Raw genomic sequence first — 14140 nt, 5'->3', positions numbered from 1 at the left:
CCGATGAAAAAGCTGCTCTCTTATACCTGTCTGGCTGTGCTGGGCATGACCTCGCTCAACGTCAGCGCCGCCATCGTACTGGACCGTACTCGCGCCGTTTATCCGGGCGGTGCCAAGTCCATCAGCCTAAACATCAAGAACGAGAACCAGAAGCTGCCCTACCTGGCGCAGGCCTGGATTGAAGATGCCCATGGCCAGAAGATCTCTTCTCCTTTCGTGGTGCTGCCGCCGGTACAGCGGGTGGATGCCAACCAGAAGTCCATCGTGCGCATCGCCAGTGTGCCGGCCATAGACAGCCTGCCCAAGGATCGCGAGTCCATCTACTACTTCAACCTGCGCGAGATCCCGCCCAAGAGCGAGAAGAGCAACGTGATGCAGATTGCCGTGCAGTCCAAGATAAAGCTGTTCTACCGCCCCGAGGCCATCCTGCCCGAGCGTGGGGCAGTCTGGCAGGATCAGGTGCTGATCACCAAGCAGGGCAAAGCTCTGAAGGTCAACAACCCGACCCCTTACTACATCACCTACGTGGGCCTCGGCCATCCGCAGGGCAAGGAGCGGACCACCATCAAGGGTTTCTCTGCCTTTATGGTTGCCCCCAAGTCAGAGCAGACGGTCACCATCCCGGAAACACTGGGCAATGAATTTGTGATCAGCTACGTCAATGACTACGGCGGATATATGGACATCAAATACCAGTGCACAGGCAATGCCTGTAAAGCCGTGAAGAGCGAGTAACGTTATGTATCGTTTCATTATCTGTGCAGGGATGATTGCTTTAGCGTCCCCGGCATTGGCAGTCAATGGCGCAGTGGTACCAGATGCAACTCAAACATATAATATAAATCTTGATAAGGCTGACATTGTAAATAAGCCAGGATCGAAGACTAAGCCTTTTAAATGGGAGCTGGGCACAACCTATGGTGGAACAGTCTATTGTCCAACCCAGACAATTCAGACATCTCCTATTTATTACAAAGCGGTGATCAGTGATGGTTTGACACAGGTTGGTGAGGGTTTTGTAAAGCTTAATGAATTTCTGGATATGAAGGTTGAAATATTTATAGCGGGCAATAGAAGAGAACTTGTCACCGCACCATTCAATAATGAAACAAATAAAGGTAGATATGGGCCTTGTTATCAGGGTGGGAAGGTTAGGTTCAACTTTGAGAGTGGCAGCCATGGTCAAGTTACCTTCCGTGTAAGAAAACCCATCATAAATGGGGTGCATATATCTGACCACCAAATAGTGGAAATGTTTGGGCGATTGGGAATGACCGACTCAGACTTCAGTGGCGACGTAATGTCACGAATTGTAATTCAGTCATCTATTCTCTATGTGCCGGAAGAGTGTGTGATAAATGGCGGCCAGACCATCGAGGTTGAATTTGGTGATCTTCCTGCTAATGGATTGGACGGAAATAACTTTGAAAAAATACTTCCATTGACTTTCCAATGTAAAGGGGGGGCATTTGAGGGAAATGCGCTAAAAATCAACCTAGGTATTTCTGGAAGACCAGCATCCTTCAATCAAGACTATTTGAGAACAACCAAAGATGGCTATCAGGGGGGAACAGTTATCCCTGACTTGGGTATCAAGTTTAAGCAGCTGGATGGTTCACCGCTTAATTTGAATACATTCTATCCAGTTTCCATGCAGGGCAATATCGGTGATTGGGGTTTTATCGCTGCGCCAGTAACACCCGCAGGGGCGGATATCCCAGCTGGTGACTTTTACGCCACAGCCACTATCGTTGCAGAGTTCCAATGAGGAGTCATTTTATGCTACGGACATTGTGGATAGGCTTGGCAGTGTGCCCACTGTTGGCGGTAACGGCAGCCCCCCGTGCTAGCAATGACTTGGAATTGTTGGGTAACACAGTTCATCTTCACGGCCGGATCATCGATCAGCCATGTGTTGTTGCCCCGGAATCCGTTGACCAAGAGGTCGACATGGGGGTGGTCGACGTGAAGGAGCTTTATGCCAACGGGGTCGGTGCCCACGTGCCTTTCGTGATCCGGTTGACCAACTGCAAGCCCGGGATCTTCCGTATGGCCAAGGTGACCTTTACCGGCTCGCAGGATACCCAACTCAGCGGCGGGTTGGCATTCACGGCTGGGATTGCCAAGGGGGCTGGTATCCGCCTATATGATGTGACTCAATCACCCCTGAATTTGGGTACTGCCTCTCGCGGCTATCTGCTGGGAGGTACGGCAGATAATCAGCTGCAATTCTTTGCTCGGGTTGAAGGGCATCCGGCGGCTCTGGCGGCCAAGAACATCCAGCCTGGCGACTATTCTGCCGTCGCCAATTTCATCATTGCTTATGAATAAACTCAGAAGTCGTTGCGCTGGATGACTTTTGAGTTACCAAGGCTGGGCCAGGTGATGACGCCCCCCAGATAACTGGAGAGGTAAATTCCGCCAGGCAATTGAATGAACTGGGACTTTTGTTTAGGTGGCGTCAGCGCAGCCACCAAAGTGGCTACCATACCGTTATTGGTCAGTGCCTGCTGATCAATGAAATTGACAATGGTATTTTTTACCTCGACCGAAATATCGCCATTATCCCGCTCCAGATCCCCGACGGAATCCATATTGAACAGTATCTTTCCCTGATTGTCGGTTGCTATCATGGTTGCCACAACTATTTCCCTGTTCATGGTTACAATGAATTTACTCTTTCTGGTTATCTCTACCCAGTTGTCCGGTGCCTGACAATTTCTGTGATATCTGACAGTGGTGTCTGGATTGTTGTAATAGTTGTGGGAAACATTCTCTACCTGTTGGGTCATGGTTGTGATGACGCATTGCACTTCTTCAGCCACCGGATGACCACTGCGCAGTAAAAAAACATTCTCTGATAATTTTCTGCGATTATTATCGATGGAAAAATAGCTGATGGCTTCTTTGCCGACTAAAATGGAAATCTGCTCATCGGCCTTGCGCGAAATACGCGTTATCAAGGGGGCTATTGAATCTATTTTGACATTCAGCGCTTTTTCTGTATCGCTGGTCATATAGAGAGAAATCTGACTGAGATTGATAGCGCGCAGCGTATTCGCCGTCACATAGTTATAAATAAAGATGGCCAGTGAAGTCAGTGAAACTAGCAGCAACACAAACAGCAGAATACGTTTTGGGTTGAAATAGCGGTCATATTTTCGGCGAGTATATTGCCGTCTGGCTTGAGGGGGATGGGAAGTCATCGCCGTTTGAGTTTCTTCATTTGACGTTGCTTCTTCCGTTTCACCTGCTGCTTCAATAGGGGCACAAAAGATATATCCCACTCGCGGAATAGTGTCGATAGCATCCATCAAACTGAATGATTCCAGCTTTCTTCTCAATGAGAGGATCTGCCGGTTCAAATTGGTGTCGGTATTGTCCTGATTGGGCCACAAGGTATCCTGCAGCTTGCTTCTGGGAATGACAGTACCTGCCTCATCACACAGCATTTCGAGCAGCTCGGCTTCCTTGTTGCTGAGCTTGATGTCCTTGTCTCCTTTTGAGAGTCGGAATATTGCAGCGGAGAAAAAGATATCCTCTGCAATTTTATAAATTTTGTTACTCATGTGTGACTCGTCTTACTGCCAAGGAGTGCATTTTACCACCATGCAGTCTTTGTTCAAATAATGATAAATTACTGATTTCCTTTACTATCAACCAGTTACCTCATTGCTTAAACGCATGGCGGGGGATATGGTACTACAGCTCATTAATTTGGTTCAAAAAATGTGCAAAAAAATGGCCGTTTATGTAATCGTTCTCACTTACTCCTGCATGTGCGGGAAATTTTGACGCTGTCAGCATTTTCTTTCGAATAATGTGCGTATTTGGATGACTCTTGCATGCCGGTTTTTGTCGCATGGCCGATTATTGCGCCTTAAAAAAATTCTGATATTGCTTGCGCTGGGGTTTGAGATTACCGCCGAGATTGGGCCAGGGGAGCCAGCGGTCGGGCACCATAAAGCCGGGCAGGGTGGCACGGATCCAGGCTGCCAGTTCGGGGTAGGGGACCGGTTCGCCGTGCCAGTCGATAAAGGCGGCGGGGCGCTGCCCCCACTCGTCGCTTGGTACCGGCACCACCAGTGCCTGGGCGACGGCCGGGTGATCCACCAGCCGCTGCTCTATGGTCTCGGGCTGGATATTTTCGCCCCCCGAGATAAAGAGGTTGTCGAGTCGCCCCTCTACCACCAGTTCGCCGTTCTCGCTGAAGTGGCCCTTGTCGCGGGTATGAAACCAACCGTCAGCATCAAGGGGCAGATCGAGAGTTCCATCGCGGTAGTAACCGGCAAACAGGGTGGCACCGCGCACGCAGATCTCCTGCTCCCTGATGCACACCTCCCGTCCCGGTAGCGGGCGGCCGACCACACCGGCATTGCCGGGGATGGTGGTGCAGACCTGACTGCCCATCTCGGAGAGGCCATAACTCACCTTGGGTTCGAGCCCCATGGCGCAGAGACGGCTCACCAGTGGCTGCGGGATGGCGGCACCGCCGAGCAGCAGCTCGCGCAGTCGGGTGCGTGCGGGGTCAAAGCCCTCTGCCAGCAGGCGCCAGAGCTGGGTCGGCACCAGCGAGAGGTGGGTGATGGGTTGCTGTTCAAGCCGCGCCTTGAGCGGCTGACTGCGATCATCCAGCACCAGAGTGGCGCCCGCCAGAAAAACCCGAAACAGGATGGCGTAACCGCCAACGTGAAACAGCGGCAGCGAGAGCAGCCAGCCGCACCCCTGATCGAGGGGGATCAGAGCGGCTGAACCGCGAGCCGAAGCCAGATGGTTGGCCAGCCGGTGTACCACGGCCTTCGGCGTACCGCTGGAGCCTGAGGTGAGGATCATGTTGTTGAGCTGGGCTGGCACCAGCATGCAGCTGCTTTCATCCGTTGCCAGCTCATGGGTGAAATCGAGGCGCAAGGCTTGCCAGCTGCCCGTCGGGATCTCGCCAGCCGACCAGAAGGCAGTGGCATCGAGCAGGGTTGCCAGCTCGGCCTGCCGCGCAGGCGGAAAGGCGGGATTGAGCGGACAGAAGATGATGCCGCTGCGCACGCATGCCCACGCCAGCAGCACATCCTGCTGCGCACCGCGCACTACCGCTGCAAGGTGATCGCCGTGCTGGAGCCCAGCCTGTGCCAGCTGTTGGCAGAGGCTGTTGATGTGGCGATCGAGCTGGCGATAGCTGAGCGGGGTCGGACCATGGATGGCGATATGGTCGGGTGTGAGCCCCGCCCAGTGGCGTACCGGGCAGGGTTCCTTGCTGTGGGCGGGATCAATCACGGAGAAACAGCTGGGTCAGTTGGCTCACGTCGGGCTTGCCATCGCTATCGAGCAGATCCCCCGCCATCCAGCGACGGGTATCGAGACCGGGAGCCTGCTCTGGCGCCCACTCCCCCGCCAGACGGGCGAGCTGATTCAGCCCGAGACCCGACTCGAAGCAAGAGGAGATGATTACCTTGAGTCGCAGCTCGCGAGCGCGGTTGACCAGCGCTTCGATATTGGCGAGCGAGCCAAGTAGGGTGGGTTTGAGCACCAGCGCCTTCAACTGCGGGATAGGCTCCCACGGTTTGCCCTGCGCCAGGAGTTCGTCCAGCGCTACCGGCATGCCGGTGCGGTTGGCAACGAAGGCGATATCGGCGAAATCGGCGCAAGGGTCTTCCAGATACTCGATGCGGTTCGGGTCGAGATGGCCGCAGAAGGTCCATGCCTCCTCGCGGGTCCAGCCCTGGTTGGCATCCAGCACCAGTTTGAGGGAAGGCACCCGATCGCACAGCAGGCGGATCAGTGCCAGCTCGTCACGCATCGGATAGCGGGCTACCTTCAGCTTGGCCTTGCTGGGGGTGCTGTGGAGCCACTCTTTCCAATTTTTCAGCAGCTCTTGCGGCGAGCCCTGAATAAGGGGGTAAGGCGCGGGCAGCGGGTTGCTCTGCTCCGGCCATTTGCGGCGTGCGCAGTCGAGGCCAAATTGCACCGACGGCAGCACGGGATTCGGGGTATCTCCGGCGGCCAGGGCCGCCAGAGCGGCGAGCGCTTCCTGCTCCGCCTGTTGCAGGCTCTCTTGCGAGAAGCCGGGCAGGGGGGCAATTTCCCCCCAGCCGTCGTTGATGCGCACCAACAGCCCCTCTCGCGCCACCTCCACCTTGCCGTGAAAGGTCAGTGGCTGGGTAAAAGGCAGTTGATAGCGATAGAGGGCTAGTGTCATCAGGGGTTCCGCTTGTATTTGGAGAAGTCGGGACGGCGTTTTTCGTTGAACGCGTTGCGCCCTTCCTGACCCTCTTCGGTCATGTAGAACAGCATGGTGGCATTGCCAGCCAGCTCCTGCAACCCTGCCTGACCGTCACAGTCGGCATTGAGGGCCGCCTTCAGGCAACGCAGCGCCATCGGGCTGTTTTGCAGCATCTCGCGGCACCAGCGCACGGTTTCGCGCTCCAGATCCGCCAGCGGCACGACGGTGTTGACCAGACCCATGTCGAGGGCTTGCCGGGCATCGTACATGCGGCAGAGGAACCAGATCTCGCGGGCTTTCTTCTGGCCGACGATGCGGGCCATGTAGGAGGCGCCCCAACCGCCGTCGAAGGAACCTACTTTCGGGCCGGTCTGGCCAAACTGGGCGTTGTCGGCGGCGATGGTCAGGTCACACATCATGTGCAGCACGTGGCCGCCACCGACCGCATAGCCGGCCACCATGGCCACCACCGGTTTCGGGCAGGTGCGGATGTCGCGCTGGAAGTCGAGCACGTTGAGGTGATGAGTCCCCTCGTCATCGCGATAGCCACCGTAGTCGCCGCGGATCTTCTGGTCGCCGCCGGCGCAGAAGGCCTTCTCGCCGAAACCGGTCAGGATGATGGTACCGACCTGATCGTCATAACGGGCATCGGCCAGCGCCTGCAGCATCTCTTTGACGGTGCGGGGACGGAAGGCGTTGCGTACCTGGGGGCGGTTGATAGTGATCTTGGCAATGCCATCGCCGGACTTGTGATAGAGGATGTCCTCGTAACCGGCGGAGCAATCACGCCACTCGACAGGTGCGTAGAGTTCCGCTTCAGTCATTGCTTCAATCATGACTCTTCTCTTCTTGTTGTTGGTTGACCCACTCCGCAAGGAGTCGGGCAAAAGCCTCGGGCTGGTGGGCATGCAGGTTATGGCCGCCATCCAGCTCCAAGTGGTTGATTTTGCGATGCTGACTCGCCATGAGGCAAGCCAGCTGATGGAATTTGTGATCCCGCTTGCCGCTGACATAAGTGACAGGCAACTCGCCTTGCGCCAGCCAGGAAGCGAGAGCCGGCTGCTGGCCAAGGGAGGTGGCGCGCAGCATGGCGGCCACGTCCTTGCCGTCGTTGCCAAGGCGGCGAGCGATCTGGCGAGCACGGGCTGCCTCATCGAGATCGGCAAACACCCCCTGCCGATACCAGTCGGCCAGCACATCAGCCAGGGGCTCGCGCTCGAAGCGCTCTGCCCAGCTCTCATCGTGGGCGATGCGGGCGGCTCGCTCACCGGCTGGCAGCCCCGGGTGGCAGTTCTCCAGCAGCAGTCCCGATAGCCCCGCCGGCTCACGGCTGGCGTGGTAGAGGGCCAGTCGTCCGCCCAGCGAGTAGCCGACCAGCAGGTAGCGCGCGATACCGCGACTGGCTAGCTCGCGGCACAGCCACTGGTGACTCTGCTCGAAGTCGTTGACCCGCAGCTCGTGATGCTGGCCGTGACCCGGCAGGTCGAGGGCAATGCAGTGGTGGCCGGGCAGGCGGTCAATGACCGGTTGCCAGTCGTTTCCATCGCCGAGCAGACCGTGCAGCAGAACCAGCGGTGTGTCGTTACAGCTCACGGATGGTGGCTCCCAATGCCTTGAGATCATCGGCCACCTGCTCGCTCGGTACCCTGATCTCGATCAGGGTAACGCCACCCTTGAGGGCCAAACCGTACTCCTGCTCGAACCCGGCCAGGGTCGTCGGCGCGCGGTAGGCGATGCCAAACATGGCGGCGGCATGTCCAAAGCCGAGGCCATGGGGCAGCCGGTAGTAGCTCTCCAGCAGCTCCCCTTCGGTGGGCACCGGCAACATGCGAAAGATGCTGCCGCCATCGTTGTTGAGCAGGAGCACCACCAGCGGCTGGCTCGCCTTGCTGAGCAGGGCCAGGCTGTTGAGATCGTGCAGGGCGCTCAGATCGCCGATCAGCAGGGTGGTGGGTTGGTTGCTGCTTTGTGCAAATCCGTAAGCGGTGGCGATGAGACCATCGATGCCGGAGGCGCCGCGGTTGGTCATCACCCGGCTCGGCCCCTTGCCCGTTTCGCCGAGCATGTCCATTAACCGGGCCGGCATGCTGTTGCCGACAAAGAGCTGCCCCTCGATAAGGCTATTGATGCGATGGCAGACTCCGAGCTCTGAGAAGCGATCGCAGGCGGCGGCTATCGCCTGACCGACCGGCTGCAGCAGCGCGGGCAGCCGATGCCAAGGGGCCTTGCTGGCGGTGACCGGATGGGCAGAGGCAAAGGTGCCGGCACTGCAGAGCAGGCGGTTGCGCAGCCGGTAGTCGGGATCGAGCCGCGCCGGCTGCGGGTCCACCAGCCAGTAGTCGTGCCACGCCTGCTGCTTGATGAACTGGCCAAGGCGCTTGGAGACCAGTCGGGCGCCAAATTGCAGCAGCACCTCGGCACGGCCCAGCTCGGCGGCCACGGCTGCATTGTTGAGGGCGAGGTCCAGCTCGATCAGATTGCGGCGATCGAAGCGCAGCTGGCTCTGGATATCGGCCAGCAGCGGCCAGCCAAGCCGCTCCGCCAGCTCGGCGGCAGCCTCTGCTTGCTGCGGGTCGGTAATGCGACCGGCAACAACGACGCCGCGTTTTTGCCGAAAGTTTTCCCACTCTGCCTGAGGGGGGCAGGTCGCTTCGCTCTGCTGCCACGGGCTCCAGGGGGTCTGCGAGCTGAGCCAGTCACCGAGGGGGGCCAGATAGTCGGAGAAATCCTGATAGTGTTCGCCCGGGTAGAGGGGCTCCGGGTACATGCAGTTGAAGTGCACCACCCCGGGGGTGAGCGCCTGCCTGGCCAAGGCTTGATCTACCGAACTCAGCACAAACGCCGCCGGAATGGTCGGGGTGGGGCTTGGCAGGTTCTGCTGATAGACGGGGTAGCGGCCGAAGATCCCCTGCTGGTCGATCGCCTGATTGGCGCCGTTGTCGATAAGCTCGTGGGGACGATCGGCGGAGAGAATAATCAGCGGCACACCGGTGAGCTGGGCCTCGGCCACCGCAGGCCAGAGGTTGGCCACCGCGGTGCCCGAGGTCATGATCACCGCCACCGGGCGATTGCTCCCCTTGGCCAGCCCGAGCGCCATAAAGCCGAGGCCACGCTCGTCAAAGTGCAGGTGGCGGCGAAAGCCCTGATGTGCCGCTGCAGCCATGGTCAGCGGCGCGGAGCGGGAGCCGGGAGCCAGCACCAGATCGCGCACGCCAAGGCGAAAGAGCTCCTCCAGCAACAGGGAGGACCAGACGTGGTTGAAGGTGGCGTGCTGATTTGAAAACGGGCGGCAGGCAAACACTTCGCTGGCTGGCTCTTTACGGGTGGGCATAGGGGCTCTCGTAGCGTGAAAAGGGTGAATGACTATCCCAGCAGGGAGAGCACATTGGCGATCTTGTTGTCGAGCTCGGCCCACTCGGCGGCAGGCTCGGAACCGGCGACGATGCCGGCACCGGCAAACAGGGTGACGCTGCCGGGCTGGATGCGGGCACTGCGGATGGCGACCGAAAACTCCGAGGTCTCCCGGCTCAGCATGCCGCAGGCGCCGGCATACCAGCCGCGCTCGTAGGGTTCGAACTCGCGGATAAAGGCGAGCGCCGCCTCGCGCGGGGCACCGCCCACCGCCGGAGTCGGGTGGAGGGCGTCGAGCAGTTGCCAGTCACAGACGCCGGGTTTTAGCTCGGCTTCGATATCGCACTTGAGGTGTTGCAGCAGCCGCAGTTTGAGAATGCGGGGCTCGGTCAGGGTGGCATCGTGGGCCAGTGGGGCCAGTCGGCTCAGGATGTCGGCGTGAACCAGCCGGTTCTCCAGCCGGTTTTTACTGTCGGTGAGCAGCTCGGTGGCCAGCGCTTCATCGGTCGCCTCGTCGCCGGAGCGGCGAATGGTGCCCGCCAGCGCCTCGGTAAAGAGGTGGCGCTCCTCGCGGCGGTAGAGCCGCTCGGGGGAGCAGGCGATAAAGGCCTGTTCGGGGGAGAATTGAAAACCGAAGTGGAAGCAGTCCTGTGCGTGGTTGGCCCACTGATCCAGCATGGCCCAGGGATTGATCTGGCCGGCGTCATGCTGGCTGGTCAGCACGCTTTCGCGCGATAGCACCACCTTGGGGGTGCTGGCCTGAAAGTCGGGGGTGGTGACTCGCTCCACCAGTGTCTGCCAGCGCTTGGGGCCGGGGCAGTCGTGACGATGCCAGCGCTGTTTTTGTAGCGGAGGCAGCGGCGCTTCCGGTTGCAGCGCATCGAGGGCGGTTTCGGCCGCGTGCAGCTCCTGCTCCAGATTGGCGCCGGTCAACCAGAGGTTGAGGCAGAGGCTGACGCACTCGCCGCGGCGTACCAGCTCGATGCGGGGCAGCACGAAACGGCAGGCGCCAAAGCCCTGCCATCCCGGCTGGGTCGGGTCGAACGCCAGACCGCCATAGTAGCGGGGACTATCATCATGGGGCTCTGCCGTGTTGCTGCACACCTGACGGATATCTTCCGGCGCAGTCAGCTCCTGAATGGCGCCCAGCGCGACATATTCGGGGCTGCTCTGGCCACGGGCATGCCAATAGATACGCGGATAGAGGGTTTGCGCCGCGAGCCAGCCCAGAAAAGAGCGGATCTCGAACGTCACGCGCAGCCGCACGAAGCCGCTGGCCTTGCTGTGACGCAGGGCGTCCAGTTGTTGCTTGATATGGGTCTGAGCCAACATGGATTCTTGTCTGAGCCGGATAGTAACGGCCGATCCCGCAGCGGGATGCCGTAGGTTTATGCCAAAGGCGATGATTTCCTATATATTATCTGCCCATTCGTCCATGTAAATCGCCCGAGGGTGCTGCACTCTCAGGGGCCAAGTATACCCAAATCCGGTTCGATAACCCTTAATCCGATCAATATCCGATAGTTTGGCCATCACAATATGACAAATAACGTATCTGTTTGGTTGCTGGCGGCGCGTTTGCGCACCTTGCCGCTCGCCTGCTCCTCCATCCTGCTGGGCTCCGGGCTGGCTGCCAGCCGCGGTGCCTTCGATGGCACCATCATGGCGCTCTCCCTGCTGACCGCCATCCTGCTGCAGATCCTCTCCAATCTGGCCAACGACTATGGCGATGCGGTCTCCGGTGCCGACAACGGTGAGCGGATCGGGCCACAACGGGCAGTCGTTTCCGGCCTGATCACCCGCAAGCAGATGTGCGTGGCGATGGCGCTGACCGCGCTGGCGGCGGTGGCCAGCGGCCTGCTGCTGCTCGGTTGCGCCTTTGGTGGCCAGTGGTTGCAGATCCTCACCTTCGTGGTGCTGGGTGGTGCGGCCATTGTCGCGGCAGTGACCTATACCGTGGGCAAGACTCCTTACGGCTACCGCGGTTTTGGCGACATCTCTGTGTTCCTCTTCTTTGGCCTGCTCGGGGTGCTCGGCTCCTACTACCTCTTTACCAAGACGCTGGAGCTGGATCTGTTGCTCCCTGCGACAGCCTGTGGCCTGCTGGCGACCGCGGTGCTCAACATCAACAATGTGCGCGATATCGAGACCGATGCCGCCAGCGGCAAGATCACTCTGGCAGTTCGCCTTGGCCGCAATCGTGCCATCGCCTATCACTGGGTGCTGCTGGGGGCGGCGCTGCTGGCGACCATCGCCTTTATCCTGACCCAGCCCGCCAGCTTCTGGCCGTGGATCTTCCTGCCTGCCATGAAGCCGCTCACCGATGCTGCCAGAACCCTGCGCGAAAGCTTCGATGGCGAGGTGCTGACCGGTGCCCTCAAGAAGACCGCCATCAGCGCATTTCTGTTCAGCCTGCTGCTCTCCATCGGGTTGGCGCTATCCTGACCTGCTGGATGGAACTGCGATAAATGAAAAGGGCTCCCGAACGGGAGCCCTTTTTGATCGTTATCGAGGCAGCTCAGCTGGCCTTGGCCAGCGCCGGAGTCCGGCGGGAGAAGAGCAGGGTATCCAGCAGCCAGATGGCGACCAGCGAGGCGCCCACCAGCGGGAAGGCAATGCCCAGCAGGATCAGCAGGGCGATGGCGCCACGCATCGGCGGAAGTTTGGCGGGCAGCGGCGGTGCGGCGAGACGACCCTGCGGGCGGCGGCACCACCAGATCCACAGACCGCTCACGGCGCTGGCCAGCACCATCAGGCAGATGAGCAGCATGGCGAGCTGGTGGGGCCAGCCGTAGAGCTTGCCCATGTGCAGCATGACGCCACTCTCCACCGTTTTGGCGACCGGGCCGTAATCCTGCCAGCGCACATCGGCCAGCACCTTGCCACTGTATTGATCGATATGCAGGGTAGCGTCGTTGCGCGGATCATCGGCAAAGATCGCGATGGTATAGACACCGGCGGTGCCGACCGGTGGGGTGATGCTGTACCCCGGACTCACCTTCCGGGCTGTGGCGATATCCACCACCTGTTGCAGCGGGATCCGCTGGCTGGCCATCACCATTCCCTCGTGCTCGCCGTGGTTCATGGCGCTGTGATCGTGCCCCTCATCAACCGGCTGCGAGCTGGGCATGGGGGTGTTTTCCACCGCCCAGGGGACGGTCTGCTCGTGGGCCTGATTCAGGCTGCGGGCCAGCGGTGCCGATTTGGGTACCTCGTTCCACATGGCGGCCGGGAAGCGGTTCCAGACTGCGGCAAACTGGTCGCCCCAGAAGCCGGTCCAGGTCATGCCGCTCAAGAGCAGCAGCAACAGGAAACCTGCACCCCAGAAGCCGATAACGGCGTGCAGATCGCGCCACCAGAGGCGGCCACGCTGGCTGACTCTGGGCCAGAGAATACCGCCCACGCCGGGACCCTTGCGCGGCCACCAGAGATAGAGTCCGCTCAACAGCAACACTATCCCCCAGCCGGCAGCCAGCTCGATCAGCCGATCTCCGGTGGTACCGAGCAGCAGCTCGGCGTGCAGAGCGCGAGCGACTGCCTGCAGATTCCACTTGTTATCCATGGTACCGAGCAGGGCGCCGCTGGCGGGATCGAGGAACAGGGTCAGTTCGCGATCCCCCTGATTGACGATGAACTGGGCGCTGGCATCCGGGCTGGCGGGCGGCAGATATTTGCGCAGGCTGGCGTCCGGCATGGCGATCATCGCCTTGGCCAGCAGCTGGTCGGCACTCAGGGTTTGACTGGCGGGGGCAACCTTCATCAGCTCGGGATACATCAGGTTGTCGAGCTGGGGTTTGAACAGATAGACGATCCCGGTCAGTGACAGCAGGATCAGAAAGGGGGCGACAAAGAGCCCTGCATAGAAGTGCCAGCGCCAGATCCGCTGGTAATGGTTAGAATCCCTGCTTTTCATTGCCCGTCCTTGTTGAGTGTTCAAACATTTCTGTAGGTGGAAGGTTTGTGGTGGCGCGGATAATAGCAGCAACGTTTCGTTAACTGCAATCACACATTCTGGCTATTCATCTGACCATGCGAGACGGTGCCGCCAGCGGGATATTCGAGGCATAACCTGCTCTGGAAGGGCTGGAGGGAGACCGGATTTATCTGGACTTTTTCATATGAATTATTACGTTATGGTAACAATCAGATTTCTGATGCCAATAAAAAGAGGGACGCAAGGATGCAGCCGCACGGTCAATTCGAGATGGAGCGCAGGGGACAGATGATGATCTGTCGGCCGAGCGGCCCCTTCAATCTGGCAGGGGCCGCCGCCTATGAAGCGCACTTTGCCCGTGAGTTGACCGGGTTGGTGGCCCATCCCTGGGGAATCGTCGAAGTGGCGACCGAGTTTGAAGCGGCCGGGCCCGAGGTTTTGACCCGTTTTCGCCGCCAGTTTGGCTGGTGCGCCGAGAACGGTTGTCTCTTTCTGGCGGTTGTGCTGTCGGGGGGATTCAAGCGCTATCTGGCCGATCAAGTTTTCAGCGGCTTGCCGTTTCGGGCGGTGCGCTATTTCGAGCAGGAGGGGGCCGCCATCCGCTGGCTGGAGCAGGAGCTATCGCTCTGCGAAGTGTGAGC

General features: G+C 59.3%; 13 protein-coding genes. 5 read left to right on the top strand and 8 right to left on the bottom strand.

Annotated elements, in window-relative coordinates:
* The first annotated feature begins 3 nt into the window (after positions 1 to 3).
* Genes I6L40_RS20685 through I6L40_RS20675 form a run of 3 tightly spaced genes read left to right on the top strand, consistent with a single transcriptional unit; the run spans position 4 to position 2331 of the window.
* Positions 4 to 735, top strand: a complete 732-nt coding sequence (locus I6L40_RS20685) for a molecular chaperone (protein WP_071912496.1) — start codon at positions 4 to 6, stop codon at positions 733 to 735.
* 4 nt (positions 736 to 739) lie between these two features.
* Complete coding sequence (locus I6L40_RS20680) at positions 740 to 1768, top strand: fimbrial protein (protein ID WP_071912498.1); 1029 nt, start codon at positions 740 to 742, stop codon at positions 1766 to 1768.
* Between the two features lie 11 nt (positions 1769 to 1779).
* Entirely contained in the window at positions 1780 to 2331 is a 552-nt protein-coding gene (locus tag I6L40_RS20675; RefSeq protein ID WP_071912500.1) for a fimbrial protein, read from the top strand.
* 2 nt (positions 2332 to 2333) lie between these two features.
* Here I6L40_RS20675 and I6L40_RS20670 read toward each other — a convergent pair whose 3' ends face one another.
* The 7 genes from I6L40_RS20670 to I6L40_RS20640 form a co-directional block, all read right to left on the bottom strand.
* Positions 2334 to 3569, bottom strand: a complete 1236-nt coding sequence (locus tag I6L40_RS20670) for a winged helix-turn-helix domain-containing protein (RefSeq protein ID WP_071912503.1) — start codon at positions 3567 to 3569, stop codon at positions 2334 to 2336.
* A 301-nt stretch (positions 3570 to 3870) separates the two neighbouring features.
* On the bottom strand, positions 3871 to 5268 hold the full coding sequence (locus I6L40_RS20665) for an AMP-binding protein (RefSeq protein ID WP_216994801.1): 1398 nt from the start codon (positions 5266 to 5268) through the stop codon (positions 3871 to 3873).
* Complete coding sequence (gene menC, locus I6L40_RS20660; protein ID WP_041209283.1) at positions 5261 to 6190, bottom strand: o-succinylbenzoate synthase; 930 nt, start codon at positions 6188 to 6190, stop codon at positions 5261 to 5263. Before menC ends, I6L40_RS20665 begins: the two co-directional genes overlap by 8 nt.
* Complete coding sequence (menB, locus tag I6L40_RS20655; RefSeq protein ID WP_197025515.1) at positions 6190 to 7038, bottom strand: 1,4-dihydroxy-2-naphthoyl-CoA synthase; 849 nt, start codon at positions 7036 to 7038, stop codon at positions 6190 to 6192. The genes menC and menB overlap by 1 nt, the downstream gene beginning before the upstream one ends.
* 4 nt (positions 7039 to 7042) lie before the next feature.
* Positions 7043 to 7837, bottom strand: a complete 795-nt coding sequence (menH, locus tag I6L40_RS20650; protein ID WP_216994800.1) for a 2-succinyl-6-hydroxy-2,4-cyclohexadiene-1-carboxylate synthase — start codon at positions 7835 to 7837, stop codon at positions 7043 to 7045.
* Entirely contained in the window at positions 7797 to 9545 is a 1749-nt protein-coding gene (menD, locus tag I6L40_RS20645) for a 2-succinyl-5-enolpyruvyl-6-hydroxy-3-cyclohexene-1-carboxylic-acid synthase (RefSeq protein WP_216994799.1), read from the bottom strand. The genes menH and menD overlap by 41 nt, the downstream gene beginning before the upstream one ends.
* Before the next feature lie 32 nt (positions 9546 to 9577).
* Positions 9578 to 10897 (bottom strand): isochorismate synthase MenF, encoded by a 1320-nt coding sequence (locus I6L40_RS20640; protein ID WP_216994798.1) that lies wholly within the window; start codon positions 10895 to 10897, stop codon positions 9578 to 9580.
* 207 nt (positions 10898 to 11104) lie between these two features.
* Here I6L40_RS20640 and I6L40_RS20635 point away from each other — a divergent pair, with 207 nt between their 5' ends.
* Entirely contained in the window at positions 11105 to 12010 is a 906-nt protein-coding gene (locus I6L40_RS20635; protein WP_041209279.1) for a 1,4-dihydroxy-2-naphthoate polyprenyltransferase, read from the top strand.
* Between the two features lie 73 nt (positions 12011 to 12083).
* On the opposite strand, the gene I6L40_RS20630 is transcribed toward I6L40_RS20635, so the two are convergent.
* Positions 12084 to 13478 carry a PepSY domain-containing protein gene (locus I6L40_RS20630; protein ID WP_216994797.1) on the bottom strand — a complete coding sequence of 465 codons (1395 nt, stop codon included), beginning with the start codon at positions 13476 to 13478 and terminating at the stop codon, positions 12084 to 12086.
* A 267-nt stretch (positions 13479 to 13745) separates the two neighbouring features.
* On the opposite strand from I6L40_RS20630, the gene I6L40_RS20625 reads away from it, so the two are divergent.
* On the top strand, positions 13746 to 14138 hold the full coding sequence (locus I6L40_RS20625; RefSeq protein ID WP_216994796.1) for a hypothetical protein: 393 nt from the start codon (positions 13746 to 13748) through the stop codon (positions 14136 to 14138).
* Positions 14139 to 14140: the final 2 nt, after the last annotated feature.

The organism is Aeromonas sp. FDAARGOS 1410, from assembly GCF_019048745.1.
In the GTDB taxonomy this organism is placed as follows: Bacteria; Pseudomonadota; Gammaproteobacteria; order Enterobacterales; family Aeromonadaceae; genus Aeromonas; species Aeromonas jandaei.
The sequence above is the reverse complement of the archived record's forward strand: the minus strand, read 5'-3'. Positions and strand labels throughout refer to the sequence as shown.

What these genes read in the sequence shown, in the direction of transcription:
- menD (WP_216994799.1), bottom strand. Translation starts at nt 9,545, where the DNA reads ATGCCCACCCGTAAAGAGCCAGCCAGCGAAGTGTTTGCCTGCCGCCCG.
- I6L40_RS20670 (WP_071912503.1), bottom strand. Translation starts at nt 3,569, where the DNA reads ATGAGTAACAAAATTTATAAAATTGCAGAGGATATCTTTTTCTCCGCT.
- I6L40_RS20630 (WP_216994797.1), bottom strand. Translation starts at nt 13,478, where the DNA reads ATGAAAAGCAGGGATTCTAACCATTACCAGCGGATCTGGCGCTGGCAC.
- I6L40_RS20640 (WP_216994798.1), bottom strand. Translation starts at nt 10,897, where the DNA reads ATGTTGGCTCAGACCCATATCAAGCAACAACTGGACGCCCTGCGTCAC.
- I6L40_RS20625 (WP_216994796.1), top strand. Translation starts at nt 13,746, where the DNA reads ATGCAGCCGCACGGTCAATTCGAGATGGAGCGCAGGGGACAGATGATG.
- I6L40_RS20680 (WP_071912498.1), top strand. Translation starts at nt 740, where the DNA reads ATGTATCGTTTCATTATCTGTGCAGGGATGATTGCTTTAGCGTCCCCG.
- menH (WP_216994800.1), bottom strand. Translation starts at nt 7,837, where the DNA reads ATGATCTCAAGGCATTGGGAGCCACCATCCGTGAGCTGTAACGACACA.
- menC (WP_041209283.1), bottom strand. Translation starts at nt 6,190, where the DNA reads ATGACACTAGCCCTCTATCGCTATCAACTGCCTTTTACCCAGCCACTG.
- I6L40_RS20685 (WP_071912496.1), top strand. Translation starts at nt 4, where the DNA reads ATGAAAAAGCTGCTCTCTTATACCTGTCTGGCTGTGCTGGGCATGACC.
- I6L40_RS20675 (WP_071912500.1), top strand. Translation starts at nt 1,780, where the DNA reads ATGCTACGGACATTGTGGATAGGCTTGGCAGTGTGCCCACTGTTGGCG.
- menB (WP_197025515.1), bottom strand. Translation starts at nt 7,038, where the DNA reads ATGACTGAAGCGGAACTCTACGCACCTGTCGAGTGGCGTGATTGCTCC.
- I6L40_RS20635 (WP_041209279.1), top strand. Translation starts at nt 11,105, where the DNA reads ATGACAAATAACGTATCTGTTTGGTTGCTGGCGGCGCGTTTGCGCACC.